The organism is Falsiroseomonas ponticola, from assembly GCF_016805305.1.
Taxonomy (GTDB): domain Bacteria; phylum Pseudomonadota; class Alphaproteobacteria; order Acetobacterales; family Acetobacteraceae; genus Falsiroseomonas; species Falsiroseomonas ponticola.
Window position 1 is genome coordinate 85,625 of the sequence record NZ_JAERQN010000010.1, and the last position, 23,264, is coordinate 108,888.

Genomic DNA, 23,264 nt, shown 5'->3' on the forward strand with positions numbered 1-23,264 from the left:
CAAGGATTGCGCGCTGGCGCCGCCTGCCGCATGGCGTCAGACAGCGTTCACCAAGGCGGCCGCAGCGCCGCCCTTCCGGAGGAAACAACCCATGCGTCGCCGCGATGCCCTGAAGCTGCTGCCCGCCGCCCTGCTGCCCCTTCCGGCCTATGCCCAGGCCTTCCCCAGCCGCCCCGTGCGCATGGTCATCCCCTTCACCGCCGGCGGCAGCAACGACGTGGTCGGGCGCATGCTGGCGGATGGCATGGCGGCCAGGCTCGGCCAGCCCGTGGTGGTGGAGAACCGGGGCGGGGCGGGCGGCGTGCTCGGCAATGACGCCGTGGCCAAGGCACCGGCGGATGGGCACACCATGCTGCTGGCGGGGTCGGGCAGCTTCGTCATCTCCTCCCTCGTGCAGCCGCGCCTGCCCTATGACCCCGTCCGGGATTTCGCGGCCATCGGCTATCTCGGCGCCTCGCCCAACGTCATCTGCGTGCATCCCTCCATCCCCGCGCGCAACCTGGCGGAGCTGCAGGCCTTCGGGCGCCAGCGCCGCGAACCGCTGCGCTTCGGCACCCCGGGCGTGGGCACCAACGGCCATGCGCTCGGCGCCATGATCGGCGTGGTGCTGGGGATCGAGCTGGAGGCCATCCACTACCGCGGCACCGGCCCCGCGCTGAACGATATCCTGGGCGGGCGGCTCGATATCCTGACCAATGCCTCCGCGCCGCTGCAGCCGCATATCGCGGCGAATACGCTGCGCGCCTTGGCCATTGCGGGGCAGTCCCGCAGCGTGGCCCTGCCCGATCTCTCCACCAGCGTGGAACAGGGCTTTCCCGAACTGGACAGCGCCACCTGGTACGGGCTGCTGACCGCGGCGGGCACGCCGGCGGATCGCATCGCGGTGCTGCATGCCGCCGCGAAGGGAGCGATGGAGGACCCGGACATCCGCCGCCGCCTGATCGAGGCCGGCGTCGATGAGATCGCGCCGAGCCCCGAGCCCGGCCACTTCACCCGCCTGCTGGCCAGCGACCGCGAACGCTGGGCCGGCGTCGTGCGCCGCGCCAACCTCCGCGTCGATTAGGAACGAGAGACCATGTCAGACCCCGCCATCCTGCTGGCCGTCACGAACGGCATCGCGACGCTGACCTTGAACCGCCCCGCGGTGCGCAACGCGATCGACGATGCCATGCGCGGCGAGATGATCGAGGCGCTGGAGCAGGTCGCCGCCGACCCCGCCATCAAGGCGCTGGTGGTGACGGGCGCCGGCACCGCCTTCTGCGCCGGCGGCGATGTGCGGGGCATGAAGAACCGCCTGGCGGCGCCGGCCGAGGAGGTCGCGATCAATGGCTGGCGCCGCCAGGCGCGCACGCACAAGTCGATCACGCTGCTGCACTTGATGCCGAAGCCCACCATCGCGGCGGTGAATGGCGCGGCGGCGGGGCTCGGCGCCGATGTGGCGCTGGCCTGCGATTTCATCCTGGCTGGCGAGGCCGCGCATTTCACCATGAGCTTCATCAACCGCGGCCTGATCCCTGATGGCGGCGGCATGTATTTCCTGCCGCGGCGCATCGGGCTGGCGAAGGCGAAGGATCTGGTGTTCAGCGGCCGCCGCGTCGGTTCGGCGGAGGCGCTGGCGATGGGGCTCGCGGATCGCGTGGCGCCGGATGCCGATCTGCTGGCGCAGGCGCAAGCCTGGGCGGAGCAGGTGGGGGCGGGGTCCTCCGCCGCGCTGGCGCTGGCCAAGGCGACGCTGGACCGCAGCCTTGAATCCACCTTCGAGCAGGTGCTGGCCATCGGCAGCCAGAGCCAGGCCATCTGCTACACCACCGCGGAACACCGCGCCTCCGTCACCGCCTTCCTCGAGAAGTCGAAGAAGTGAGCGCGGGCCTCGATGCGCTGCTGCGCCCGCGGAGCGTCGCGGTGGTGGGCGCCTCCACCGACCTGACCAAGACGGGCGGCCGGCCGGTCGGCTACCTGGTGCGGCACGGCTTCGCGGGTGATGTCTGGCCGGTGAACCCGCGCGCGACGGACATCGCGGGCCTGCGCTGCTACCCCGATGTGGCGTCGCTGCCCGGCGCGCCGGATGTCGGCATCGTGCTGGTCGGGCCGGAACGCGCGGAGCAGGCGCTGCGGGACCTGTCGGCCCGCGGCTGCAAGGCCGCCATCGTGCTGGCCGGTGGCTATGGGGAGACGGGCGAGGATGGCATGGCGCGCCAGGCAAGGCTGCGCGCGGCCTGCGGGCCCATGCGCCTCCTCGGCCCCAACACCATCGGCCTGGTGAACCTGGCCGACCGCATCGTGCTGAGCGCGACGGGCGCGCTGGAGTTCGAGGATCTGCCCGCGGGCGGCCTTTCCGTCGTGTCGCAATCCGGCGGCATCCTCGGCGCGCTGCTGTCGCGGGGTGCCGCGGCCGGCATCGGCTTCGCGCGCCTCATCGCCACGGGCAATGAGGGCGATATCGAGGCGGCGGAGGTGCTGGACCACCTGGTCGATGACCCCGCCACGCGCTGCATCGCGCTCTATCTGGAAGGCATCCGAAACCCCGCCGCCTTCCGCCGCGCCGCGCGCCGCGCCGCGGCCGCGGGGAAACCCGTCGTCGTCTTCAAGGTCGGACGCAGCGAGGCGGGGGCTCAGGCGGCCATCTCCCACACCGGCGCCATGGCCGGCGCCGACCGGATGTACGACGCCTTCTTCGCCAGCCTCGGCGTGATCCGCGTGGACCGCTTCGCCGACCTGCTGGAGGTCTCCGCCGCGCTGGCGGGCGACCGCCGCGCGGCGGGCTTCCGCGTGGCGGTGCTGACCTCCACCGGCGGCGCGGGCGCGCTGGTCGCGGATGCGACGGGACTCGCGGGCGGCACGCTGCCGCCGCTCGACCCGCCCACGGCCGCGCGGATCGGCGCCCTGATCGGGGAGGCGGTGGCGGGCAACCCGGTGGACGTCACGCTGGCCGGCGTGCGGCCGGACCTGTTCCGGGGTGCCATCACCGCGCTGCTCGACAGCCCGTCCTATGACCAACTCGTCGTCATCGTCGGCAGCTCGGCCTTGGCGCAGCCGACGCTGGTGGCGGATGCGATCCTGGAGGCGCGGGCCGGCAGCGCGAAGCCCGTCATCGCCTATGTCAGCCCCCACGCGCCGCATATCTCGGCCGGGTTGAACGCGCGCGGCGTGCCGGCCTCCACCACGCCGGAGGGCATCGCCGCGATCCTCGCCGCGCTCGCCCGCCCCGCCCCGGCCCTGGCGCCGGAGGCGCCGGCCGAGGCGCTGGATCTGCCCCCCGGCCCGATGGATGAGGCGGAGGCCAAGCGCCTCTTCGCGCGCTACGGCGTGACGCCGGTGCGGGAGGTGGCGGCGCGAACGCCGGAGGAGGCGGGCGCCGCCGCCGCCGGGCTCGGCGACCGCCTGGTGGTGAAGATCCTGGCCCGCGACATCGCGCATAAATCGGATCTCGGCGGTGTCGCGCTGCGCGTGGCGCCGGGCGAGGTGGCGGCAACCGCCGCGCGCCTGCTCGCGAACATCCCGCGGGCCGAGGGCGTGCTGGTGCAGGAGATGGTGACGGGCGGGGTCGAGACGATCCTCGGCCTGATCCGGGACCCGCATCTCGGCACCGCCGTGCTGCTGGGCGCCGGCGGCACGGCGGCGGAGGTCTTCGGCGACACGGCGCTGCGCATGCTCCCGCTCTCCCGCGCCGATGCCGTGGCGATGGTGCGCGGCCTCAAGGCCCATCGCCTGCTGGCGGGCTATCGCGGCGCGCCGCCGGCGGATGAGGCCGCGCTGGTGGAGGCCGTGCTCGCCTTCGCCCGGATGGGGGAGGCGCTGGGCGAGCGGCTGGTGGAGGCGGAGATCAACCCGCTTTTCGTCCTGCCGGCGGGGCAGGGGGTGCGGGCGGCGGATGGGGTGGCGATCCTGACCTAGCTGTCAGGGCGAACACTTCGTCACGGCCGGTTTCCTCCCCTTGGGCGCCGGGATCGTCTATCCGGTCCCCGCCCGTGTCAGAGAATCGCCGCCCTTCCTCCCCCCTGCCCCGGTTCGGCGCGTCCCGCCCGGGCCCGGCGCGGCGCGATCCGCCGCCGATCGCGGCTGCCGCGACGGTGACGGATGCGCGCGCCGTGCCCTCCCGCTGGCGCCGGCGCGTGGCGGCCTGGCTGCTGGGGTCGGTGCTGGCGCATGCGCTGGTGATGGCGCTGCTGCTGTGGGAGGGGCGGCGGGACCGGCGCGACGGCACCGGCACCGCCCCCGCCATCGAGATCGTCTTCGAAGGCGGCAGCCCGGGACGGCCCGCCGCCGAGCCCCCGCCGGGCTTCGAGGTTCCGCCCGCGCCGGAGGCGCCGGCCGTGGCACAGGCCGTCCCGGCCCCGCCCCAGGCCAGCGCCCCGCCCGCCCCGGTGGAGGCGCCCCGGCCCCCGCCACCGGCGGCCCCCCCGCCGCCGGCGCCACCTTTCCCGGAGGCGCGGCTGGTGCCGCCACCGGCGCCGAGGCCGCCCGCCCCGCCGCCGCCACCCGCCCCCGCCGCGCCGCCCAGCATCGCCCCGCCACCCCCGCCGGCGCCGCCCGGCGTGGTCGCCATGCTGCCGCCACCCCCGCCGCCCGTCGCGCCGCCGGTGCCGGAAGCGCCGCCGCCCGAAGCCGCGCCCCCGCTGCCGACCGAGGCCGAGGTCCTGCCGCCCGCGCCCCCCCTGCGCCTGCGCCCCCGCTTCGACGCGCCCGCGCAGCCCGCGCCGCCGGCGGAGCAGCCGCGCCAGCAGGCCGCGCCGGCGCTGCCCCCCGGCAGCGTCTTCGTGCCCGGCGGCGTGCAGCTTGGCGCGCCATCCCGCAGCGCGCCGCAGGGGCGCCGCCAGGCGCAGGGGCTGGACCTGACCGTCGATCCCCGCCTGGCGGAGGGGACGGCCACCACCGACCCCAGCGTGCGCGTCACCGGCGCGCAGGTCGGCGCGGATTGGCGCGCGGCTTTCCGGCGCTGGCTGGACCAGAACATGCGCTACCCGATGCGGGCGCTGGAACTCGGCGAATCCGGCACGGTGCGGGTGCAGGTGATCGTGGAGCCGAACGGCCAGGTGCGCAGCGTGCGCCTCACCGGGCCCTCCGCCTCGCCATCCCTCAACTTCGGGACGACCTTCCCCTTCAGCGGGGCGACGCTGCCGCCCTTTCCGCCGCCGGCGGACCCCAACGGCGTGACCATCGACCTGACGGTGAACTATGTGCTCATCCGCCGCTGATCGTCCCAAAAATTAGCAATACGCTCAAGTTTCTCGATCGTGTCGAGGGCATTGGTTAAGAAGGGCGTTAGAACAGGTCCGCAATACAGGTCGCGTGGCAATCTTCCCCCTTGACCGGCGCCCGCGCCGCCCCCTCTGGCCGCTCCTCGCCGTCGCCGCGGTGCTGGCCAGCGGCGCCGGCGCCCTGGCGGTGGGGGAGCGTTTCATCGCCCGGGAAGGGCAGGTGCATGCCGGAATCGCGCTGCAGCGCGCGGAAGCGGCGGCCGATGTGGCGGGCCAGTTCGTGCAGCGCAGCATCGATGACATCGCCAGCCTGCAGGTGCTGGCCCAGCGCTGGGTGCTGCTGGACGCCGCCGATGCGCGGATCCGGCAGGAGCTGGAAGGCGCGATGCGCCAGATGCTGCGGGACCGCGGCGACCGCCGCACGCCCTTCCTGAGCGTGGTGATCCTGGCGGCGGATGGCGCGCTGCGCTGGTCCACCAACGTCATGGCGCAATCCTTCAACGCCGGCGACCGCGACTATTTCGTCGCGCTGCGCGATGGCTTCCGCGGCACCTTCCTGACGGCGCCGCAGGTCGGCCGCGGCACGGGCCTGACCGTGATCCTCGCCGCCCAGGCGCTGCAGGACCGGGACGGCGCCTTTGCCGGCACCATGATGGTGGGGCTGGACCCGGGCGACCTCTCCCGCTCCCTCGCCTCGATCGCCGCCCAGGATGGCGACGTGGTCGCGCTGCTGCGCCGGCAGGGGGAGGTCCTGGCCCGCGTGCAGCGGGGCGCGCCGGCCGAGGCGCCGACCCTGGTCGGCCAGGTGCCGGCCAGCCATGGCGCCTGGTCGCAGACCCTGGCGGCGACGAACCAGGCAAGCTCCGCCGGCCGCAACGCCTTCACGGGGGTGGAGCAGTTCCGCGCCGTGCGCGCCCTGCCGGATACCAACCTGGCCGTCTTCGCCGCGGTGGAGACGGAGGCCGAGCTGAAGGCGCTGCCGGCGCTGCAGGCCTCGATCCGGCTGATGGTGGGCGGCTTCGTCGCCGCGGGCCTGGTGGCCGTGGGCGCCGGCGTCGCCGTGACCCGCGCCGCGCGGCTGCGGATGGAAGCGGCGGCGCTGCATGCGTGCCGGTCGCAGGTGGAGCGCCTGCACCGCGGCCTGCCGGTGGTGCTGTTCCTGCGGGACAGCATCGGGCCGCACGGACCCTCCCGCCTGCTGTACCGCGGCGGCGACGTGGAACGCGTGACGGGCTGGACGGATGGGCGGCTGAACGGCCTGGCGGATTGGACGCCCTACCTGGCCCAGGGCACGCCCTGGATCGATGATTGCGTGGCCGATGCGCTGGGCCACGGCACCACGGAATATGACTGGCAGCTGCGCCAGCCCGATGGCCGCTATCGCTGGATGTCCACCGTGCTGGTGCGCGTCGCCGTCCGGCCGGATGGGGGCGGGGAGGTGGTGGGCTACACCCGCGACGTGACCGCGCAATACGAGGCCGCGCAGCGCGCGGAGGCCGCGCGGGTGGAGCTGGACCAGACGCTGGGCGCCGCGCCCGTCGTCGTCTTCCGCGGCCAGGTCGCGGGCGACGGGTCCTTCCGCAAGACCTTCATGAGCCGCGGGATCGAGCGGATGACGGGCTGGGCGGTGGATGACGTGGTCCGGCAGGGCGGGCTGCGCGGCATCGTCGAGGAGCCGGCCCGGCTGGTGGAGCAATGGGCCCTGGTGGCGGCCGAGGGCGCTTCGAGCAGCGACCACGCGATGCGCTGCGCCGATGGGCGCGTCATCACGGTGGTGGTGACGATGGAGGTGATGGACCGCCTGCCCGATGGGCGCATGGAGGTGGTGGGCTACATCGCCGACGTGACGGCGGAGCGGGAGGCCAAGGCGCGCGCGATCACCAGCGCGCGCCTGGCATCGCTGGGGGAGATGTCGGCCGGGCTGGCGCATGAACTCAAGCAGCCGCTGCAGGCCATCACGCTGGCCGCGACCAATACGCAATCGGCGCTGGAACGCGGGGATGCCGCGGCGGCGGGCCAGCGCCTGCAGCGCATCATCGGCTATGCGCGGCGCGCGGCCGACGTGATCGAGCATCTGCGCCGCTTCGCGCGGGGGACGGAGGCCGATGGTCAGCCGCAGCCCGTGCCGGTGCAGGCCGCCATCGCCGGCGTGCAGTCGCTGGTCGGCGCCAGCCTGCGCGATTCCATGGTGGACCTAGTGGTGACGCTGGGCGATCCGCCCCCGGTGGTGCTGGGGCAGCTGGTGGCGCTGGAACAGGTGCTGTCCAACCTGATCATGAATGCGCGGGATGCGGTGACGCAGCACGGCGCGGAAGGCCCGCGCCGGATCGAGGTGGAGGCCGTGGCGGACCCGGCCGCGGGCCAGGTGCGCATCTCCGTCGCGGATACCGGCGGCGGCTTGCCGGCGGCGGTGCTCGCGCGGCTGTTCCAGCCCTTCGTCAGCACCAAGGGGCCGGATCGCGGCACCGGGCTCGGCCTGTCCATCTGCCACGGGCTGGTGACGGGCATGGGCGGCACCATCGCCGCCAGCAATGAGGGGCCGGGCGCGGTGTTCCGGATCACGCTGCCGGCGGCGCCGGCCGAATGACTATCCCCGGCCGCGCTGCTGCGCGGCCATGCGCACCGCGGCGTTGACGGCGCCGAAGCCGGCATAGCCGCCCTCCCGCTCCGCGATCTCCAGGAAGAAGCGGTCATGGAAGGGGGCGGTATAGGCGTGCAGGAAGACGCCGCCGGTGCCGTCCTGGTCGAACAGCAGGTGGCGTTCGCGCAGCCCCGCCAGGGCCGCATCCTCCAGCCCCACCCGGGCGCCGAGGTCCTCGTAGTAGTTGTCGGGAATGTCGAGCAGCGGCGCGGCGCGCGTCGAGGCCGCATCCACCACCGCCGCCGCATCCTTTGTGGCAAAGGCGATGTGGTGCACCCCCGCGCCGGCGAGTGCCGAGACGAAGCGCCCCGTGCCCGTGCGCGTGCTTTCGGAGACGTTGAGCGGCAGGCGCACCGAGCCCCCTCCGCCCGTGAAGGCGCGGGACCGCACCAGGCCATAGGGGTCCGGCAATTCCCAGGGCGCATCGGCTTCCAGCCCGAAGACCGCGCGGTAGAACAGCACGAAGCTGTCGAGCATCCCGGGCGCCAGCGCCTGCGCGACATGGTCGATGCCCGTCAGGCCGCCTTTGTCTTCCCCCGCATCGGGCAACAGATGAAAGTCGTCCTCCCAGATGGGCGTGGGGCTGGGCGACTGCACCAGGTAGATCAGCGTGCCGTCCGGCGCGCGCACGGCGGGGATGCGGCGCTCGCCCTCGCCGACCCTTTCGCGGAAGGTGGGGCAGCGCAGCGCCTCCGCCCGCGCCACGACGCGGGCGGGGTCATCGACGCGGAAGGCCATGGCGCAGACGGTGGCGCCGAGCTGCGCGAAGCGTTCCGCGGCCGCGCTGTCGGGCTCCGCGTTCAGCACGATGTTGGCGCCCCCGTTGCGCCACAGCTCCACGGCCTTCGACTTGTGCGTGCCGGCGCGCCGGAAGCCCAGCGCGGCGATGAATGCGGCGAGTTCGGCGCGCGCCGTCTCATCCACCGCGAACTCCACGAACTCGATCCCCGCCAGCTTCGGCACCGGCGGCAGCGCCGCGACCTTCGCCTGTTCGCCGAGCCACACCAGGCTGCGCAGCCCGTCGCGGGCGATGCGGCGGGAGGGGGCGGCGCGGAATTCGTCGTTGAAGATCTCGAGCGAGAGGGGCCCCTTGTAGCCCGCATCCAGCGTGGCGCGCAGGAAGCCCGCCACATCCAGCTCCCCCTGGCCCGGGAAGGTGCGGTGGTGGCGGGACCAGGAGAGCGGGTCCATGCTCAGCCGCGGCGCGTCCGCGAGTTGCAGGAAGAACAGCTTCTCGGGTGGCACCGCCTGCGACAGGCCATCGAGGTTGTCGCCCAGGCAGAGCGTGTGGAAGCTGTCGAGGATCAGGCCGAGCGCGGGGTGGTCGGCCTGCTGCACAATGCTCCAGGCCTGGCGCCATCGGTTGGTGTGACGGCCCCAGGCCAGCGCCTCGAACCCCACGCGGAGCCCGCGCTTCGCCGCGCGCTCCGCCATCTCCCGCAAATCGGCGCTAGCGCGGGCGGCGTCGTCGATCGCGGCGGCCTGGGTGTTGGAGCAGACCAGGACGAGGTCCGTCCCCAGCGCCTGCATCGCATCGAATTTCCGCTCCGCGCGGTCCATGTTCCGGGCGCGCGCGGGCTCGGGCATCGCCTCGAAGTCGCGGAAGGGCTGGAAGATGGTGATGGCGAGGCCGAGATCGGCGGCCATGCGCCCGGCCTCGGCCGGGGATCCATCGAAGGCGAGGAGATCCTGCTCGAAGATCTCCACCCCCTCGAACCCCGCGGCGGCGGCCGATTCCAGCTTGTCCGGGAGCGTGCCCGAGAGACAGACCGTGGCGATCGACCGCTGCATGCTTTGCTCGTCCCTTCAGGCACCGGGACACGCATAGCGCATCCCGGCGCGGGGTGGGCTCCTCTTACTGGAGCGTGATGTTGCGGCTGCGGATGATGCCGCGCCACTTCTCGTTCTCGGCCGCGAAATAGGCGGGCCATTCGGCGGGGGTGCCGACCACGGGGACCACGGCCAGCGCGGCCAGGCGCTCCCGCGTCTCCGGCGCTTCCAGCGCGGCCTTGGCCAGCGCATTGGCGCGGTTGACGATCGCCTCCGGCAGCCCGGCCGGGCCCTGCAGGGCGATGTGCTCATACACCTCGTACTCCGCGAAGCCCTGTTCGCGGAAGGTCGGGATGTTCGGCGCCACCGGGCTACGCTCCCGCGTCGAGATCGCGAGCGCCTTCAGCTCCCCGGCCTGGATCAGCGGCAGCACGCCCGAGGCGGCCTGCACGATCATCGGCGTCTCGTTCGCCAGCACGCCCTGCACCGCCGGCGCGCCGCCGCGATAGCCGACATCGACCAGCTGCAGCCCCGCGCTCTGCAGGAACAGCTCCGTCGCGAGATGCGTGGAGGAGCCGACGCCGGAATTGGCGTAGGTGACGTTGGCGCCGGGCCGCTTCGCCGCGGCGACGAATTCCGCCAGGGTGTTCGCCGGGAAGTTCTTGTTCACGCAGAGGATCATCGGCATCGCCGCCATCAGGCCGATGCCCACGAAGTCACGCTCGTTGTTGTAGGGCAGCGTCATCATGTGCGGCGCCATGGCGTAGGTGCTGACGGTGGAGACCAGCAGCGTGTAGCCATCCGGCCGCGCGCGGGCGACAGAGTTGAAGCCGATGGTGCCGTTGGCGCCGGTGCGGTTGTCCACCACGAAGCTGCGGCCCGAATCGCTGGACAGCCGGGCGGCCAGGATGCGCGCCACCGCATCGGTGGACCCGCCGGCGGCCCAGGGCACCACCAGCGTGACGGGCCGGCTCGGCCAGGCATCCTGGGCGCTGGCGCCACGGGCGATGAAGGGTGCGGCGGCAAGGCCGCCGAGCAGGCGACGCGTGATCATGGCGGTTTCTCTTCCCCTTTGGTTCGCGTGGGGCCGGCCCCTTGGTGGGGCCGGCCGGCAGGCACGTTCTAGCGATCCCGCGGGATCATTCCAGGGTGATGCCGCGGCTGCGGATCACCTCGCCCCACTTGGCGCTCTCGGAGGCCAGGTATTCCGGGAACTGGGCCGGGGTGCCGTCCATCGGCACGATCGCCACCTGGCGCATGCGCTCGATCACCTCCGGCGTGCGCAGCACGGCGGATTTGGCGGCGGCCAGGCGGTCGATGATGGGCTGCGGCGTGCCGGCGGGGGCGAGGAGGGACCAGTTGGTCGTCGCCTCGAAGCCCGGGAAGCCGCTTTCCGCGATGGTCGGCACGGTGGGGGCGAGGGAGTTGCGCTCCAGGCTGCTGATGCCGATGGCGACGATCTGGCCCGCGGCGATCAGCGGCAGGGCCGTCACGCCATCGACGAAGGCGACCTGCACCTCGTTCGTCACCAGCGCCTGCACCGCCGGCGCGCCGCCGCGATAGGTGACGTTCTGGATGTCGATGCCCGCGGCGCGCAGGAACAGCTCCGTCGCCAGATGGGCCGAGGAGCCGGCGCCGGAGGAGCCGTAGGAGAGCCTGCCCGGCTCCCGCTTCGCCCGGTCCACCAGCCCCGCGATGTCCCGCACGCCGAGCGCGGTGCTGACGCAGAGGAAGATGGGGGAGATGGCGACGCGGCCGATGCCGGCGAAGGCACGCTCATCATCATAGCCGCGCTGCGGGAACAGGTGGCGGGACATGGCGTAGGTGGAATTCACGCCGAGCAGCAGCGTGTAGCCATCCGGCCGCGCGCGGGCGACGGAGGCATGGCCGATGGTGCCGGAGGCACCCGGGCGGTTGTCCACCACCACATTGCCCGGCAGTTCGCGCGACAGATGCTGCGCCAGCAGCCGCGCCGTGAAGTCGGAGGAGCCGCCCGGCGCCCAGGACACCACGATGGTGACGGGGCGCGTGCCGGGCCAGGCATCCTGCGCCAGCGCGGGGCGCGCGGTGGCGCCCGCGAGCAGGCCAAGGGAAGCGGCACCGAGGCCGCGGCGGGTCAGCTGGGTCATTCCTGGTCTCCGTTCCTCCGGTCCGGGGCTTCGCGCCAGGGGCGCGGCCGTCGATTCCGTTGACCTGTATGTACCGGTTAGTCCATAACTCGCGCAAGCCCTTTCTGAAGGGGCCAAGACGAGACAGGATGCGTCCCATGCCCGACAGCCTTCCGCCCGCACCCGCCCTGGCCACGCTGAACGAGAAGGGGCTGGTGCTCGGCCTGATCGGCGCGGGCATCCAGGCGAGCCGGACGCCGGCGATGCACATGGCGGAGGCCGCGGCGCAGGGCTTTCCCTGCGTCTATCGCATCATCGACCTCGACCGCATCGCGGGCGGCGCGGCGCTGCTGCCGGAACTGCTGGTGGCGGCGGAACGCATGGGCTTCGGCGGCCTCAACATCACCTTTCCCTGCAAGCAGCAGGTGATCCCGCTGCTGGATGAACTGTCGCCGGAAGCGGCGGCGCTGGGTGCGGTGAACACGGTGGTGCTGCGGGACGGGCGGCGGATCGGCCACAACACGGATTGCAGCGGCTTCGGGGAGAGTTTCCGCCGCGGCCTGCCCGGCGTGGCGCGGGACCGCGTGGTGCAGCTGGGCGCGGGCGGGGCGGGGTCCGCCGTGGCGCAGGCGCTGCTGGATGCGGGCGTCGGCCGGCTCGCGGTGCATGACGTGGATGCGGGCCGCGCGGTGGAACTCGCCGCCGCGCTCGCCGCCCGCTTCGGGGAAGGCCGCGCGGTGCCGGTGGCCGATCTGGCGGCGGAGGTCGCGGCCGCCGATGGCCTGGTGAACTGCACGCCGGTCGGCATGGCGAAGCTGCCCGGCACGCCCCTGCCGCCGGCGCTGCTGCATGCGCGGCTCTGGGTGGCGGAGATCGTCTATTTCCCGCTGGAGACGGCGCTGCTGGCCGAGGCCCGGAAGCTCGGCTGCCGCACGCTGGATGGCGGGGGCATGGCGGTGTTCCAGGCCGCGCACGCCTTCACGCATTTCACCGGCCTGGTGCCGGATGCGGAGCGGATGCTGGCGGGGTTCAAGGCGGCGCTGGGGCGGTAGGGGGCGCCAGCCCGCGGCCCATGCCGCGACGGCACGCGCGTGCCCATCACGCCGCGGGCATGCCTTCGACACGGCGTGTGAGGGCACGAAAAACCGGAACGATGGGAACCCGGCCCACCCCTGGGGTGTTGGAGGGGCACATCCATCAACCGGAGTGCGTCACATGTCCCGCCAATCCGTCATCCTCGTCGTCGCGCTGCTGGCCGCCATCGCGGGCGGCGTCGGCGTCTGGGCCTACAACAAGAACAACACCGTGCTGGACGTGAATGTCGGCGGCCAGCGCCTCAGCGTGCAGGCGAATTGAGGCCATGACGCTCGGCACCCTCCTCCTCATCGCGCTGGTCATCCTGCTGATCGGCGGCTTCAGCGGGCGCTTCGGCGGCTATGGCTACGGCTTCGGCCATGGCGGCGTCGGCGTGCTGGGCACGGTGCTGATCATCATCGTCGTGCTGATGGTGCTGGGCCGGATCTGATCAGGGCGAGACGTAGCGCAGCACCGCCGCCACGATCATCTCCCGCTGCCGCGCCGCGGTGGCGGGCTCCATCGTGTCCCGCCCGAAGATGGCGCCCAGCGTGTGGCGGTTGGAGACGCGGTAGAAGCAGAAGCTGCTGACCAGCATGTGCAGATCCACCGCGTCGATGCCCCGGCGGAAATCGCCGCTCGCCTCGCCCCGCTTCAGCAGCGCGGACATGCGGCCGATCACGGTGGCGTTGCGGGCGCGGATGGCGGGCGATTGCTTCACGTTGCTGGCCTCGTGGATGTTCTCCACGCTGACCAGGCGGACGAATTCTGGATGGGCGGCGTGGTGGTCGAAGGTCACCTCCACCAGGCGGCGCATCGCCTCCGGCGGCGGCAGGCTGTCCAGCGCCAGCGCGGCTTCCGCATCGCGCATGCCGCCATACATCTCCTCCAGCACCGCGGCGTAGAGCTGCTCCTTCCCCCCGAAATAGTAGTAGATCATGCGCTTGGAGGTCGCGGTACGCGCCGCGATGTCGTCCACCCGGCCGCCGGCGTAGCCCTTGGCCGCGAATTCCGCCCGCGCCGCATCCAGGATGGCGCGCCGCGTCGCTTCCGGCGCGCGGGTGCGGCGGGGGGCGGGTGTGGCGCTTGGCGTTTCCATGATCTGGACTCTACGGTTCGTACAGGCCGGCGCAAGCACTCCGCGCGGATGAAGCGCGGCCGCGCCAGATGGACGAAGCGCTCCGCCGGCGGTAGGCGAGGGGAAGGCCAGGGAACGTCCGATGCAGCACACCGCCACCAATCCGAATGGAATCGGCCAGCCGCTGCGGCGGTTCGAGGATGCGCGGCTGCTGCGCGGCCAGGGCCGCTACACCGACGATCTGCGCGCGCCCGATGCCGCGGCGGCGGTGTTCCTGCGCTCCCCCCACGCCCATGCGCGCATCCTGTCGATCGACGTCACGCCCGCGCTCGCCCTGCCGGGCGTGATCGCCGTGCTGACCGGGGCGGATGCGGTGGCGGATGGCATCGGCACGCTGCCCTGCGCGGTGCCGCGCCAGCGCCCCGATGGCAGCCCCATGCCCCGCCCGCCCTACCGGCCCCTCGCCGTCGGTGCGGCCAGGCATGTCGGCGACCCCGTCGCGCTGGTCGTGGCGGAGACGAAGCAGCAGGCGCGGGATGCCGCGGAAGCGGTGCTGGTGGAGTGGGAGGTGCTGCCCGCCGTAACCAGCGCCACCGCCGCCCTGGCGGAAGGCGCGCCGCTCGTCTGGCCGGACCTCTGCCCGGACAATATCGGCTTCGGCTTCTCCCAGGGCGATGCGGCCGCGGTCGGCGCCGCCTTCGCGCGGGCGGCGCATCGCGTGGCACTCGATTTCCGCATCAGCCGTGTCTCCGCCAACCCCATGGAGCCCCGCGCCGCCATCGCCGAATGGGACGAGGCGGAGGGGCGCTGGACGCTGCGCAACGGCACGCAGGGCCCGCACAATCTGCGGGACACGCTGGCGCCGGTGCTGGGCGCGGGATCCTCCGCGCTGCGGGTCGTGGCGCCCGACATGGGCGGCGCCTTCGGGCTGCGCAGCCACCCGACTCAGGAACAGGCCGCGCTGCTCTGGGCCGCGAAGCGCCTCAACCGCCCGCTGCGCTGGGTGGCCGATCGCAGCGAGGCGCTGCAATCCGATGCCCATGCGCGGGACAATGACAGCACCGTCGAACTGGCGCTGGACGAGGAGGGCCATTTCCTCGCGCTCCGCATCCGCACCGTCGCCAATCTCGGCGCCTATCTGGCACTTCTGACGCCGCATTCCTCCACCAACAACCTGGGCGGCTTGGCCGGCGTCTATCGCACGCCGGCGATACATGCGGAGGTGCTGGGCGCCTTCACCAACACCCAGCCGACGGCGCCCTATCGCGGCGCCGGGCGGCCGGAGGCGACCTATGCGATCGAGCGGGTGATCGACATGGCGGCGCTGCATCTGGGCATGGACCGTGCCGCGCTGCGCTGGAAGAACCTGATCCAGCCGCAGGAGATGCCGTTCCGCACGGGCCTCGTCTTCACCTATGACAGCGGCGATTTCCCGCGCGGCATGACCATGGCGCTGGAAGCCGCCGATGTCGCGGGCTTCCCCGCCCGCCGCGCGGAGGCTGCGGCGCGGGGCCGCAAGCTCGGCCTCGGCATCGCCAATGCGATCGAGATCAGCGCGGGTCCCGCCAGGATGCCGGGCGAGGAAGGCGTGGAGATCCGCTTCGGCTCCGATGGCCATTGCACCCTGCTGATCGGCGGCCACAGCCATGGCCAGGGGCATGAGACGGCCTTCCGCCAGATGGCGGCGACCATGCTGGGGCTGGATCCGCTGAAGGTGCGCGTGGCCTATGGCGACACGGATGCGCTGCCGCATGGCCGCGGCACCTTCGGCAGCCGCTCCATCATCGCCGGCGGCACGGCGATGACGCGGGCGGCGGAACGCATCGTCGCGCGCGGCCGCCACATCGCGGGCCTGATGCTGGAAGCCGCCGGCGCCGACATCGATTTCGCCGATGGCCGCTTCACCGTCGCGGGCACCGACCGCTCCGTCACCATCGAACAGGTGGCGCGCGCCGCGCATGTGCCGGGCGGCCTCCCGCAGGGGGAGGAGAAGGGCCTGCACGCCACCGCCATCGTGGCACCCCAGGACGCGACCTTCCCCAATGGCTGCCACCTCTGCGAGGCGGAGGTGGACCCCGAGACCGGCGCCGTCGCCATCACGCGCTACACCGTGGTGGATGATGTCGGCACCGTCGTGAACCCGCTGCTGCTGAAGGGCCAGATCCAGGGCGGCGTGGCGCAGGGGCTCGGCCAGGCCTTGATGGAGGAGGCGGTCTTCGATTCGGAGACGGGGCAGCTCCTCGCCGCCTCCTTCATGGACTATGCGATGCCGCGCGCGGTGGACATGCCCTTCGTCGCCGTGCGGTCGAACCCGCAGCCCACGGCCATGAACCCGCTCGGCGCCAAGGGGGCGGGGGAGGCGGGCACGGTCGGCGCGCTGCCCGCCGTCATCTCCGCCATCTGCGATGCGATCGGCGTCGCGCATCTCGACATGCCCGCGACGCCGGAACGCGTCTGGCGCGCGATGCAGTAGCGGCGCGGCTTCGCGGCGCGGGCGAAGGTTCCTTGGCGCCGCGAAAAAAGCCGCGCTGTTGCAGCGGCGACTTGATGCCGAGTTGAATTGCGGCTGCCGCGCCGCGCGCGTTTATCGTCATCATCCAGGCAGATGGGGACGACGATGGAAAGCGTGGTGCGGCAGATTCTTGACAGCCGCGGCGACCTGGCTGTGCCGGTGGCGCAGCTCGACCTGGCGGCGAACCTCTTCGATGCGGGCCTCTCCTCCTTCGGCGCGGTCGAGGTGATGGTGGGGCTGGAGGAACATTTCGGTTCAAGTTTCCCTGATCGGTTGTTGCGCCGGGAAACCTTTTCCACCATCGCCGCGCTGATCGGTGCGGCGGAGGAACTGCACCGGCATTCCCTCGCCGCCTGACTCCGGGCCGCCGAGAGGGAACAGCATGCACAGCGCAACCGTCGCCACCACGGCGACCCCGGCCGATCTGTTCCGGGAAGACCTGATCCGCCACGGCCACCTGCTGCCGACGGGTGTCGATGGCCTCTACGGGCGCGGCGAGGCCTTCGAGCGTGTCGTCGCCGCGGTCGATGCGATGGTCGGGCGGCTCGCCGGCGATGATCGCGTGGAGGTGCTGCGCTTCCCGCCCGCCATGTCCCGCGCGGGGTTCGAGGCCAGCGGCTATTTCCGCAACTTCCCGCAGCTGACCGCGGGCGTCTCCTGCTTCTGCGGGGATGATGCCGCGCATCGCCGCGCGCTGGCCTGCACGCCGGAGGAAGGCGGATGGGCCAGCCACATGCAGCCCGCCGACGTGATGCTGACGCCCGCTTCCTGCTACCCCGTCTATCCCATCGTGGCCGCGCGCGGGCGCCTGCCGGCGGAAGGCTGGCTGGTGGACAGCTCCTCCTACTGCTTCCGGCGCGAACCGTCGCTCGACCCCGTGCGGATGCAGATGTTCCGCCAGCGCGAACAGGTCTGCTTCGGCACGCCGGACCGCATCCGCGCCTTCCAGTCCCGCTGGATGGACCGCGCCATGGCGATGTTCGCGTCGCTGCACCTGCCGGCCGCGACCGACATCGCCAATGACCCCTTCTTCGGCCGCGCCGCGCCGCTGATGCGCGATGGCCAGCGCAGCCAGCGCCTGAAGTTCGAGATCCTGGTGCCGATCAGCGACCCCGATCGCCCGAACGCCTGCGGGTCCTTCAACTACCACGTCACCCATTTCGCGGAGGCCTACGGCATCCAGGGCGCGGATGGCGAACCCGCCCATACCGGCTGCGCCGGCTTCGGGTTGGAACGCATCGTGCTGGCACTGCTGCGCCACCACGGCATGGACCCCGCCGCCTGGCCCGAACCGGTGCGCGCGGCGCTCTGGCCCCGGCCGTGAAGGCGCCGGCACCCCCGCGCGCGGTGCCGGTCACGGTCGCCGGCTGCCACGCCTGGTTCCACCCCGCCGGCGGCACGCCGCTCGGCCAGGGCGTCATCCTGGTGGGGCCGGAGGGGCATGAGGCGCTGCTGGCGCATCGCGGCCTGCGGGACCTGGCGACGCGCTGCGCCGCGCTCGGCCTGCCGGCGCTGCGCATCGACCATCCCGGCACCGGCGACAGCCCGGGCGACCGCTTCCGGCTGGAAGCGGTGCGGGAGGCGATCCTCGGCGCCATCGACTGGATGCGGGCGGAGGCCGGCTGCGCGGCGGTGGCGCTGGCGGGGCTGCGGCTCGGCGCGCTGCTGGCCGCGCAGGCGGCCGCGCGCCGGCCCGGGGATGTCGCGGCCCTGCTGCTGCTGGCGCCCGTCGCGCAGGGCCGCACCCATCGGCGCCACATGCTGCTGGCCGCGCAGGTCGGCGGCGGGCGGGATGACCGGGCGGATGGCATCGAGGTCGGCGGCCATCACTGGGCGGCGGAGGAACTGGAGGATCTGGCGGGCGCCGACCTTTCCGCCGCGCTCTGCCGCGCCGCCGCGCCGCGCGTGCTGGTGATGGACGGCGAAGCGGGCGCCGCCCGCCGCGTCGCCCCCGCCGTGGCCTTCGAGGCCTTCGAGGGCCTGGACCGGTTCCTGGCCCCGGCGCATGAGGCGCGCATCCCCGTCGAGGCCTTCGCCCGCGCCGCCGCCTGGCTGGCCGAGGATGCGCCCCCCGCCGGCACCCTTCCTGCCGTCCGGGAGGCCGAGCCCCGCCCCGTCGGCGGCGGGACGACGGAACGGGTGATCCGCTTCGGCCCAGGCGGCGCCCTGGCCGGCGTGCTGTGCAGCCCGGCCCCCGCGGCCGCGCGGCGCACGGCGGCGCTGCTGCTCAACACCGGCGCCAATGGCCATGTCGGCGTCGGCCGCTTCGGCGTGCGCCTGGCGCGCCGCCTGGCCGCTTCTGGCATCCCCTCCCTGCGCATGGACCTGCCCGGGCTTGGCGACAGCGAGGCGCCGGAGGGCGCGGACCCCGCCCTGGCCCCCGATCCCTTCGGGGAGGGGCTGCTGCCGGCGGCGCGGGCGGGGCGGGATGCGCTGGCGGCGACGGGGGCCTCCCGCTGCCTGGTCATCGGGCTCTGTTCCGGCGCGCATGTCGCGCTGCGGCTCGCGCTGCTCGATCCGCGGATCGATGGGCTGGCGCTGTTCAACCTGCCGGCCTTCGACCGCAGCCAGGGCGGCGCCCCCGCGCTGGATGGCGGCCCGCCGCCCGGGGAGGCGCCCTGGGCGCGCCGCCCGCGCATGCTGTGGCGCCGCCTGAAGGCGGAGGCCGATCGCGGCCTGGCCGCGCTGGGGATCGAGACCGGGCTCGACGCGCCCTCCGCCTGGATGCGGCGCCTGGCCGCGCGGCGGGTGCATGTGCTGCTGGGCTACAGCCGCGGCGACCGGGGCCTGCGGGAATTGCGCGCGCATTTCGGCCGCCGCGGCCGGCGGCTCGCGGCCTTCCCGCTGGTGCGCTGCCGGGTGCTGGACGGCACGGAACACGCGCTGGCGCCGCTGGCGATGCAGGCGGAGGCGGCGGCGCTGATCGAGGATGCGGCGCTGCGGCTGGACAGCGCGGCGGCGCCGCTCGGCGCCAATACCCCCCGCCGGGACCAGCCCGCGCCGGGCGGCCTGGCGGACCTCGCGCTGCCCGCGCGCTGACGGCCGGAGGAGACAGTTCATGAGTGCCGTGCTGACCGCGCAGCCCGCCTTCGCGCGCCCGGTGGATGCCTCCGCCGCGCTGACGCGCACCATCGAATTCGCCCGCGTCGCGCTGGTGATCGGCCTGGTGTTCCTGCACTACTTCAACCTGCCGGGCGACCACCGCCCGCCCTTCCAGGGCATCGACCCGGAGGGGCCGCGCCTGGCCACCTTCGTCAACGGCTTCCTGACCTTCTTCTTCTTCAGCGCCGTGCCGCTGCTGAGCGCGGTATCCGGCTGGCTGTTCTTCGGCGGCGGCGACCGCGCGGGGCAGGGGATCGGGCGCAAGCTGCGCGGGCGGCTGAAGTCGCTGCTGCTGCCGCTGGTGCTGTGGAACCTGGCGACGCTGGCGCTGGCCATCCTGGTGCAGCGCGTGGCGCCCACCATCGGCTTCGCGCAGCAGTTCAACATCCAGGTCGCGACCGCCGATGCCTGGGACTACGTCAATGCCGTGCTGGGCGTGACGGCGGTGCCGATCGCCTTCCAGTTCTGGTTCGTGCGCGACCTCTTCGTCACGGTGCTCTGCGCGCCGCTGATCTGGCTGGCGCTGCGGCATGCGCCCATCGCCGGCGCGGTGGTGCTGGCGGCGGTCTGGGCGGCGGGCTTCACGCTCGGCATCTTCATCCGGACGGATGTGCTGTTCTTCTTCTACCTCGGCGCGCTGGCGCGGCGGCGGGGCTGGGACCTCGGCATCAGCGCCGGCGCCACGCTCTCCCTGCTCGTGGCCTATGCGGCGCTGACGGCGTTGCGCACCCTGGCGCCGCTGGTGGTGGACATGGCGGACCCCGCCACCATCGCCTGGCTGGACGTGGTGACGCGCCTGATCCGCCCGCTCGGCGTCGTCGCCTGCTGGGGGGTGTGCCTGCAGCTCGCCGCCACCGGCTGGGGCGGCCAGCTCGCGCGCTGGGGCGGCTTCGCCTTCTTCCTGCACGCCGCGCACTACCCCGTCATCGCCCTGGTGAAGGAGGTCCTGTCGAGGGTCATGCCCGCGACCGGGGAGGCCTGGCTGCTGGCGCATTACGGCGCCTCCGTCCTGGTCACCCTTGGCATCGTGGCGGCGGCGGGGGTGCTGGTCTTCCGCCTCTCCCCCGCCTTCTACGGCGTGCTGGCCGGCGGGCGGCGCCTGGCATGACCGGGGAGCCGGTGGAGGCGACGCCGCGCGCCCGGCCGGAGGCCGCGCCGCATCGCGGCCGCTGGGTGCTGCTGGAACCGCTCTCGGCCGGCCATGCCGCCGATCTCTGGCCGCACGCCGCCGCGGCGCCGGAGAGCTTCACCTTCCTGCCCTTCGGCCCCTTCGGCACCGAGGCCGCCTTCCGCGGCTATCTGCGCCTCGCGGCCGCGAGCCATGAGGAGATGCTCTGGGCCGTGCGGCCGCTCGGGCCCGATGGCGCGCCGGGGCCGGCGGCGGGGTGGATCGGGCTGCTCGACATCCGCCCCGCCCATGCGGCGGCGGAGCTCGGCAATCTCTGGTTCCCGCCCGGCCTGGCGCGGACGCGGGCGGCGACGGAGGCTTGCTTCCTGCTGCTGGACCACCTGCTGGGCAGGCTGCGCTACCTGCGGGTGGGCTGGAAGTGCAACGCGCTGCACCCGGCCTCCGGCCGCGCGGCGGAACGCCTGGGCTTCCGGCATGAGGGCAGGCTGCGCGCCCACATGATCGCGCGCGGGCGGCGGCGGGACACGGATTGGTACGGGCTGCTGGCGGAGGAATGGCCGCCGCGCCGCGCGGCCATCGCCGCCTGGCTCGATGCCGCCAATTTCGACGATGCGGGGCGGGAGAGGCGGAAGCTGGCGCGGGCGGGTTGAGCCTGCCGCCGGTCGGGGCGACACTCCGCCAAAAGCCGGAGGAAACGCCATGCCCAAGCTCACCCGCCGCGCGGCGCTGGCCGCGCCGCTGCTGATCGCGCTGCCCGCCCGCGCGCAGACCTGGCCCACGCGCCCGATCCGCCTGGTGGTCCCCTTCGCGCCCGGCGGCACCACGGATGTGATGGCGCGGCTGGTGGCGGAACGGCTCGGCGGGCTGCTCGGCCAGGCGGTGGTGGTGGAGAACCGCGCGGGCGCGGGCGCCACCATCGGCGCCGCCGCCGTCGCGCAGGCGGCGCCGGACGGGCAGGTGCTGGTGATGTCCAACAGCACCTCCCACGGTGTCTCCCCCGCGCTCTACGCCAACATCCCCTATGACGCGATGCGCGATTTCGTTCACGTGGCGCTGGTGGCGACCAGCCCCTCGGTGCTCGTGGTGAACCCGGGCCATCGCGCGCGGGACCTGGCGCAGTTCATCGCCATGGCCCGGGAGGCGGGGGAGATCGACTTCGCGGTGGCGGGCATCGGCACGTCGAGCCACCTGGCCGGCATCCGGCTGGGTGCGGCGCTGGGGGTGAAGGTGAATGCCGTGCCCTACCGCGGCGCCGGCCCGGCGCTGACCGACACCATCGCGGGCGTGGTGCCCGCCATGCTGGACAGCCTGCCGAGCGCCGGGCCGCATATCCGCAGCGGATCGCTGCGCGGCATGGCCGTCAGCAGCGCCGCGCGGTCCGCCCGCTTCCCGGACCTGCCGACGCTGCGGGAGGGCGGCGTCGATGTGGTCAGCGCCGCCTGGTTCGGCCTGTCCGGCCCCGCCGGCCTGCCGCCCGCCATCGTGGCGCGGCTGGCGGAGGCGGTGCGCAGCGCGCTGTCCGACCCCGCCACCATCGCGCGGTTCGAGGAGCTGCTGGGCGCGCCGCCGCCGGAAAGCACGCCGGCCGATTTCACCCGCTTCGTGCAGGCGGAGCTGGCCGCCTTCGCGCCCATCGTGCGGGCGGCGGGCCTCACCCCGGGCTGAGGGCCAGCACCGCCTCCTCCACCACGGCGGGGGAGGCGTGGTGGATCATGTGCCCGGCGCCGGGCAGCACCACCAGGCGGCTGCCGGGCAGCAGGCCGTGCAGCCGCCGGGCCTGGCGTTCGGGGCTGACGATCCGGTCCTCCTCCCCCGCCAGGATGGCGAGGGGCAGGTGCAGCCGGCCGAGCCGGGCGGCGAGGCGCGCGGCGCCGGGGACCATGGCCGCGCTGTCCTCCGCCATGGCGCGGATCTGCCAGGGGCGGAGCGTGAGGGGCAGGGGGAAGTCGCGCTTGAAGCGGCGCGGCACGGGCAGCGGCGCGAACATGCGCCGGATCAGCGGCTTCGCCATGGCGCGGCCGAGCGGCGGGCCATAGGTGTAGCGGATGACCTCGCCGATCCCCGGGATGGCGGGGGGCGAGAAGAACAGCGCATCGGCGCGCAGGCCCGGGAAGTAGTAGCCCCCGGCCAGCACCAGCCCACCCACCTTGCTGGCATGGTCCAGCGCCAGCGCCACCGCGACCATGGCGCCGAAGCTGTGGCCCAGCACGATGGGGCGCACCAGGCCGAGGCGATCGATCGCCGCCGCCACCAGCGCGGCCTGGGCCTCCGGCGTCCAGTCCCGGTCGCGCGGGCGGTCGGTGCGGCCGAAGCCCGGGCGGTCGATCGCCACCACGCGGCGGTGGCGCGCCAGCAGGTCGATCAGACCGCTGCTGTCGAAATCCTCCACCATGCTGCCATTGCCGTGCAGCAGCACCACGGGCGGGCCATCCGGCGCGGGCGGGCCGCGATCCAGGATGTGCAGGCGGACGCCATCCACCGCGATGAAGCGGCCGGGGGAGGCGCGGGCACGCTCCGCCCCGCGCGCGGCCTGGTGGGTGGCAAGGGCGAAGCCGCCCGCGGCGGCGGCGAGCATCAGCAGGCGGGACATGGGGGGTGCTCCGGCAGGGTCGGCGGGTGAACCCCGCGAACCCCGCCGGGGTTCGACGGCAC

General features: G+C 73.7%; 20 protein-coding genes. 15 read left to right on the forward strand and 5 right to left on the reverse strand.

Annotation, left to right across the window (positions count from 1 at the left end; all coding sequences use genetic code 11):
* Positions 1–91: 91 nt before the first annotated feature.
* The 5 genes from JJI54_RS24275 (at position 92) to JJI54_RS33030 (ending at position 7,785) form a co-directional block, all read left to right on the forward strand.
* On the forward strand, positions 92–1,063 hold the full coding sequence (locus tag JJI54_RS24275; protein ID WP_203075997.1) for a Bug family tripartite tricarboxylate transporter substrate binding protein: 972 nt from the start codon (positions 92–94) through the stop codon (positions 1,061–1,063).
* Positions 1,064–1,075: 12 nt separating this feature from the next.
* A complete protein-coding gene (locus JJI54_RS24280) occupies positions 1,076–1,861 on the forward strand; it encodes an enoyl-CoA hydratase/isomerase family protein (RefSeq protein WP_203075998.1) in 786 nt (261 codons plus the stop codon).
* Positions 1,858–3,894 (forward strand): acetate--CoA ligase family protein, encoded by a 2,037-nt coding sequence (locus JJI54_RS24285; protein WP_203075999.1) that lies wholly within the window; start codon positions 1,858–1,860, stop codon positions 3,892–3,894. Before JJI54_RS24280 ends, JJI54_RS24285 begins: the two co-directional genes overlap by 4 nt.
* A gap of 74 nt (positions 3,895–3,968) precedes the next feature.
* A complete protein-coding gene (locus JJI54_RS33025) occupies positions 3,969–5,195 on the forward strand; it encodes a TonB family protein (protein WP_203076000.1) in 1,227 nt (408 codons plus the stop codon).
* Positions 5,196–5,289: 94 nt separating this feature from the next.
* The gene (locus JJI54_RS33030; RefSeq protein WP_203076001.1) at positions 5,290–7,785 is read left to right on the forward strand and encodes an ATP-binding protein; all 2,496 of its coding nucleotides are present in this window, start codon (positions 5,290–5,292) and stop codon (positions 7,783–7,785) included.
* Here JJI54_RS33030 and JJI54_RS24300 read toward each other — a convergent pair whose 3' ends face one another.
* The 3 genes from JJI54_RS24300 to JJI54_RS24310 form a co-directional block, all read right to left on the reverse strand.
* Positions 7,786–9,630, reverse strand: a complete 1,845-nt coding sequence (locus tag JJI54_RS24300) for a bifunctional sugar phosphate isomerase/epimerase/4-hydroxyphenylpyruvate dioxygenase family protein (protein ID WP_203076002.1) — start codon at positions 9,628–9,630, stop codon at positions 7,786–7,788.
* Between the two features lie 64 nt (positions 9,631–9,694).
* On the reverse strand, positions 9,695–10,663 hold the full coding sequence (locus JJI54_RS24305; protein WP_203076003.1) for a Bug family tripartite tricarboxylate transporter substrate binding protein: 969 nt from the start codon (positions 10,661–10,663) through the stop codon (positions 9,695–9,697).
* Positions 10,664–10,748: 85 nt separating this feature from the next.
* The gene (locus JJI54_RS24310) at positions 10,749–11,738 is read right to left on the reverse strand and encodes a Bug family tripartite tricarboxylate transporter substrate binding protein (protein ID WP_203076004.1); all 990 of its coding nucleotides are present in this window, start codon (positions 11,736–11,738) and stop codon (positions 10,749–10,751) included.
* A gap of 137 nt (positions 11,739–11,875) precedes the next feature.
* On the opposite strand from JJI54_RS24310, the gene JJI54_RS24315 reads away from it, so the two are divergent.
* From JJI54_RS24315 to JJI54_RS24325, 3 genes are all read left to right on the forward strand, one after another.
* Complete coding sequence (locus tag JJI54_RS24315; protein WP_203076005.1) at positions 11,876–12,769, forward strand: shikimate dehydrogenase; 894 nt, start codon at positions 11,876–11,878, stop codon at positions 12,767–12,769.
* Positions 12,770–12,932: 163 nt separating this feature from the next.
* Entirely contained in the window at positions 12,933–13,073 is a 141-nt protein-coding gene (locus JJI54_RS24320; RefSeq protein ID WP_203076006.1) for a hypothetical protein, read from the forward strand.
* 4 nt (positions 13,074–13,077) lie between these two features.
* Positions 13,078–13,242: a DUF3309 family protein gene (locus JJI54_RS24325; protein ID WP_203076007.1), complete on the forward strand. Its 165-nt coding sequence runs from the start codon at positions 13,078–13,080 to the stop codon at positions 13,240–13,242.
* Here JJI54_RS24325 and JJI54_RS24330 read toward each other — a convergent pair whose 3' ends face one another.
* The gene (locus tag JJI54_RS24330; RefSeq protein WP_203076008.1) at positions 13,243–13,890 is read right to left on the reverse strand and encodes a TetR/AcrR family transcriptional regulator; all 648 of its coding nucleotides are present in this window, start codon (positions 13,888–13,890) and stop codon (positions 13,243–13,245) included.
* Positions 13,891–14,011: 121 nt separating this feature from the next.
* On the opposite strand from JJI54_RS24330, the gene JJI54_RS24335 reads away from it, so the two are divergent.
* The 7 genes from JJI54_RS24335 (at position 14,012) to JJI54_RS24365 (ending at position 22,277) form a co-directional block, all read left to right on the forward strand.
* The gene (locus JJI54_RS24335; protein ID WP_203076009.1) at positions 14,012–16,342 is read left to right on the forward strand and encodes a xanthine dehydrogenase family protein molybdopterin-binding subunit; all 2,331 of its coding nucleotides are present in this window, start codon (positions 14,012–14,014) and stop codon (positions 16,340–16,342) included.
* A gap of 132 nt (positions 16,343–16,474) precedes the next feature.
* Positions 16,475–16,738, forward strand: a complete 264-nt coding sequence (locus tag JJI54_RS24340) for an acyl carrier protein (protein ID WP_203076010.1) — start codon at positions 16,475–16,477, stop codon at positions 16,736–16,738.
* A gap of 25 nt (positions 16,739–16,763) precedes the next feature.
* Positions 16,764–17,705 carry an amino acid--[acyl-carrier-protein] ligase gene (locus JJI54_RS24345; protein ID WP_203076011.1) on the forward strand — a complete coding sequence of 314 codons (942 nt, stop codon included), beginning with the start codon at positions 16,764–16,766 and terminating at the stop codon, positions 17,703–17,705.
* 23 nt (positions 17,706–17,728) lie between these two features.
* On the forward strand, positions 17,729–19,420 hold the full coding sequence (locus JJI54_RS24350; protein WP_203076012.1) for a serine aminopeptidase domain-containing protein: 1,692 nt from the start codon (positions 17,729–17,731) through the stop codon (positions 19,418–19,420).
* 19 nt (positions 19,421–19,439) lie between these two features.
* A complete protein-coding gene (locus JJI54_RS24355) occupies positions 19,440–20,591 on the forward strand; it encodes an acyltransferase family protein (protein WP_203076013.1) in 1,152 nt (383 codons plus the stop codon).
* Positions 20,588–21,262: a GNAT family N-acetyltransferase gene (locus tag JJI54_RS24360; protein ID WP_203076014.1), complete on the forward strand. Its 675-nt coding sequence runs from the start codon at positions 20,588–20,590 to the stop codon at positions 21,260–21,262. The genes JJI54_RS24355 and JJI54_RS24360 overlap by 4 nt, the downstream gene beginning before the upstream one ends.
* A gap of 49 nt (positions 21,263–21,311) precedes the next feature.
* Positions 21,312–22,277 carry a Bug family tripartite tricarboxylate transporter substrate binding protein gene (locus JJI54_RS24365; protein WP_203076015.1) on the forward strand — a complete coding sequence of 322 codons (966 nt, stop codon included), beginning with the start codon at positions 21,312–21,314 and terminating at the stop codon, positions 22,275–22,277.
* On the opposite strand, the gene JJI54_RS24370 is transcribed toward JJI54_RS24365, so the two are convergent.
* Entirely contained in the window at positions 22,264–23,202 is a 939-nt protein-coding gene (locus JJI54_RS24370; RefSeq protein ID WP_203076016.1) for an alpha/beta fold hydrolase, read from the reverse strand. The two genes, JJI54_RS24365 and JJI54_RS24370, sit on opposite strands and share 14 nt — an antisense overlap.
* Positions 23,203–23,264 lie beyond the last annotated feature (62 nt).

Bases quoted from the DNA above. Each gene is read 5' to 3' on its own strand.
- JJI54_RS24275 (WP_203075997.1), top strand. From the start codon at position 92: ATGCGTCGCCGCGATGCCCTGAAGCTGCTGCCCGCCGCCCTGCTGCCC.
- JJI54_RS24280 (WP_203075998.1), top strand. From the start codon at position 1,076: ATGTCAGACCCCGCCATCCTGCTGGCCGTCACGAACGGCATCGCGACG.
- JJI54_RS24300 (WP_203076002.1), bottom strand. From the start codon at position 9,630: ATGCAGCGGTCGATCGCCACGGTCTGTCTCTCGGGCACGCTCCCGGAC.
- JJI54_RS24305 (WP_203076003.1), bottom strand. From the start codon at position 10,663: ATGATCACGCGTCGCCTGCTCGGCGGCCTTGCCGCCGCACCCTTCATC.
- JJI54_RS24310 (WP_203076004.1), bottom strand. From the start codon at position 11,738: ATGACCCAGCTGACCCGCCGCGGCCTCGGTGCCGCTTCCCTTGGCCTG.
- JJI54_RS24315 (WP_203076005.1), top strand. From the start codon at position 11,876: ATGCCCGACAGCCTTCCGCCCGCACCCGCCCTGGCCACGCTGAACGAG.
- JJI54_RS24320 (WP_203076006.1), top strand. From the start codon at position 12,933: ATGTCCCGCCAATCCGTCATCCTCGTCGTCGCGCTGCTGGCCGCCATC.
- JJI54_RS24325 (WP_203076007.1), top strand. From the start codon at position 13,078: ATGACGCTCGGCACCCTCCTCCTCATCGCGCTGGTCATCCTGCTGATC.
- JJI54_RS24330 (WP_203076008.1), bottom strand. From the start codon at position 13,890: ATGGAAACGCCAAGCGCCACACCCGCCCCCCGCCGCACCCGCGCGCCG.
- JJI54_RS24335 (WP_203076009.1), top strand. From the start codon at position 14,012: ATGCAGCACACCGCCACCAATCCGAATGGAATCGGCCAGCCGCTGCGG.
- JJI54_RS24340 (WP_203076010.1), top strand. From the start codon at position 16,475: ATGGGGACGACGATGGAAAGCGTGGTGCGGCAGATTCTTGACAGCCGC.
- JJI54_RS24345 (WP_203076011.1), top strand. From the start codon at position 16,764: ATGCACAGCGCAACCGTCGCCACCACGGCGACCCCGGCCGATCTGTTC.
- JJI54_RS24355 (WP_203076013.1), top strand. From the start codon at position 19,440: ATGAGTGCCGTGCTGACCGCGCAGCCCGCCTTCGCGCGCCCGGTGGAT.
- JJI54_RS24360 (WP_203076014.1), top strand. From the start codon at position 20,588: ATGACCGGGGAGCCGGTGGAGGCGACGCCGCGCGCCCGGCCGGAGGCC.
- JJI54_RS24365 (WP_203076015.1), top strand. From the start codon at position 21,312: ATGCCCAAGCTCACCCGCCGCGCGGCGCTGGCCGCGCCGCTGCTGATC.
- JJI54_RS24370 (WP_203076016.1), bottom strand. From the start codon at position 23,202: ATGTCCCGCCTGCTGATGCTCGCCGCCGCCGCGGGCGGCTTCGCCCTT.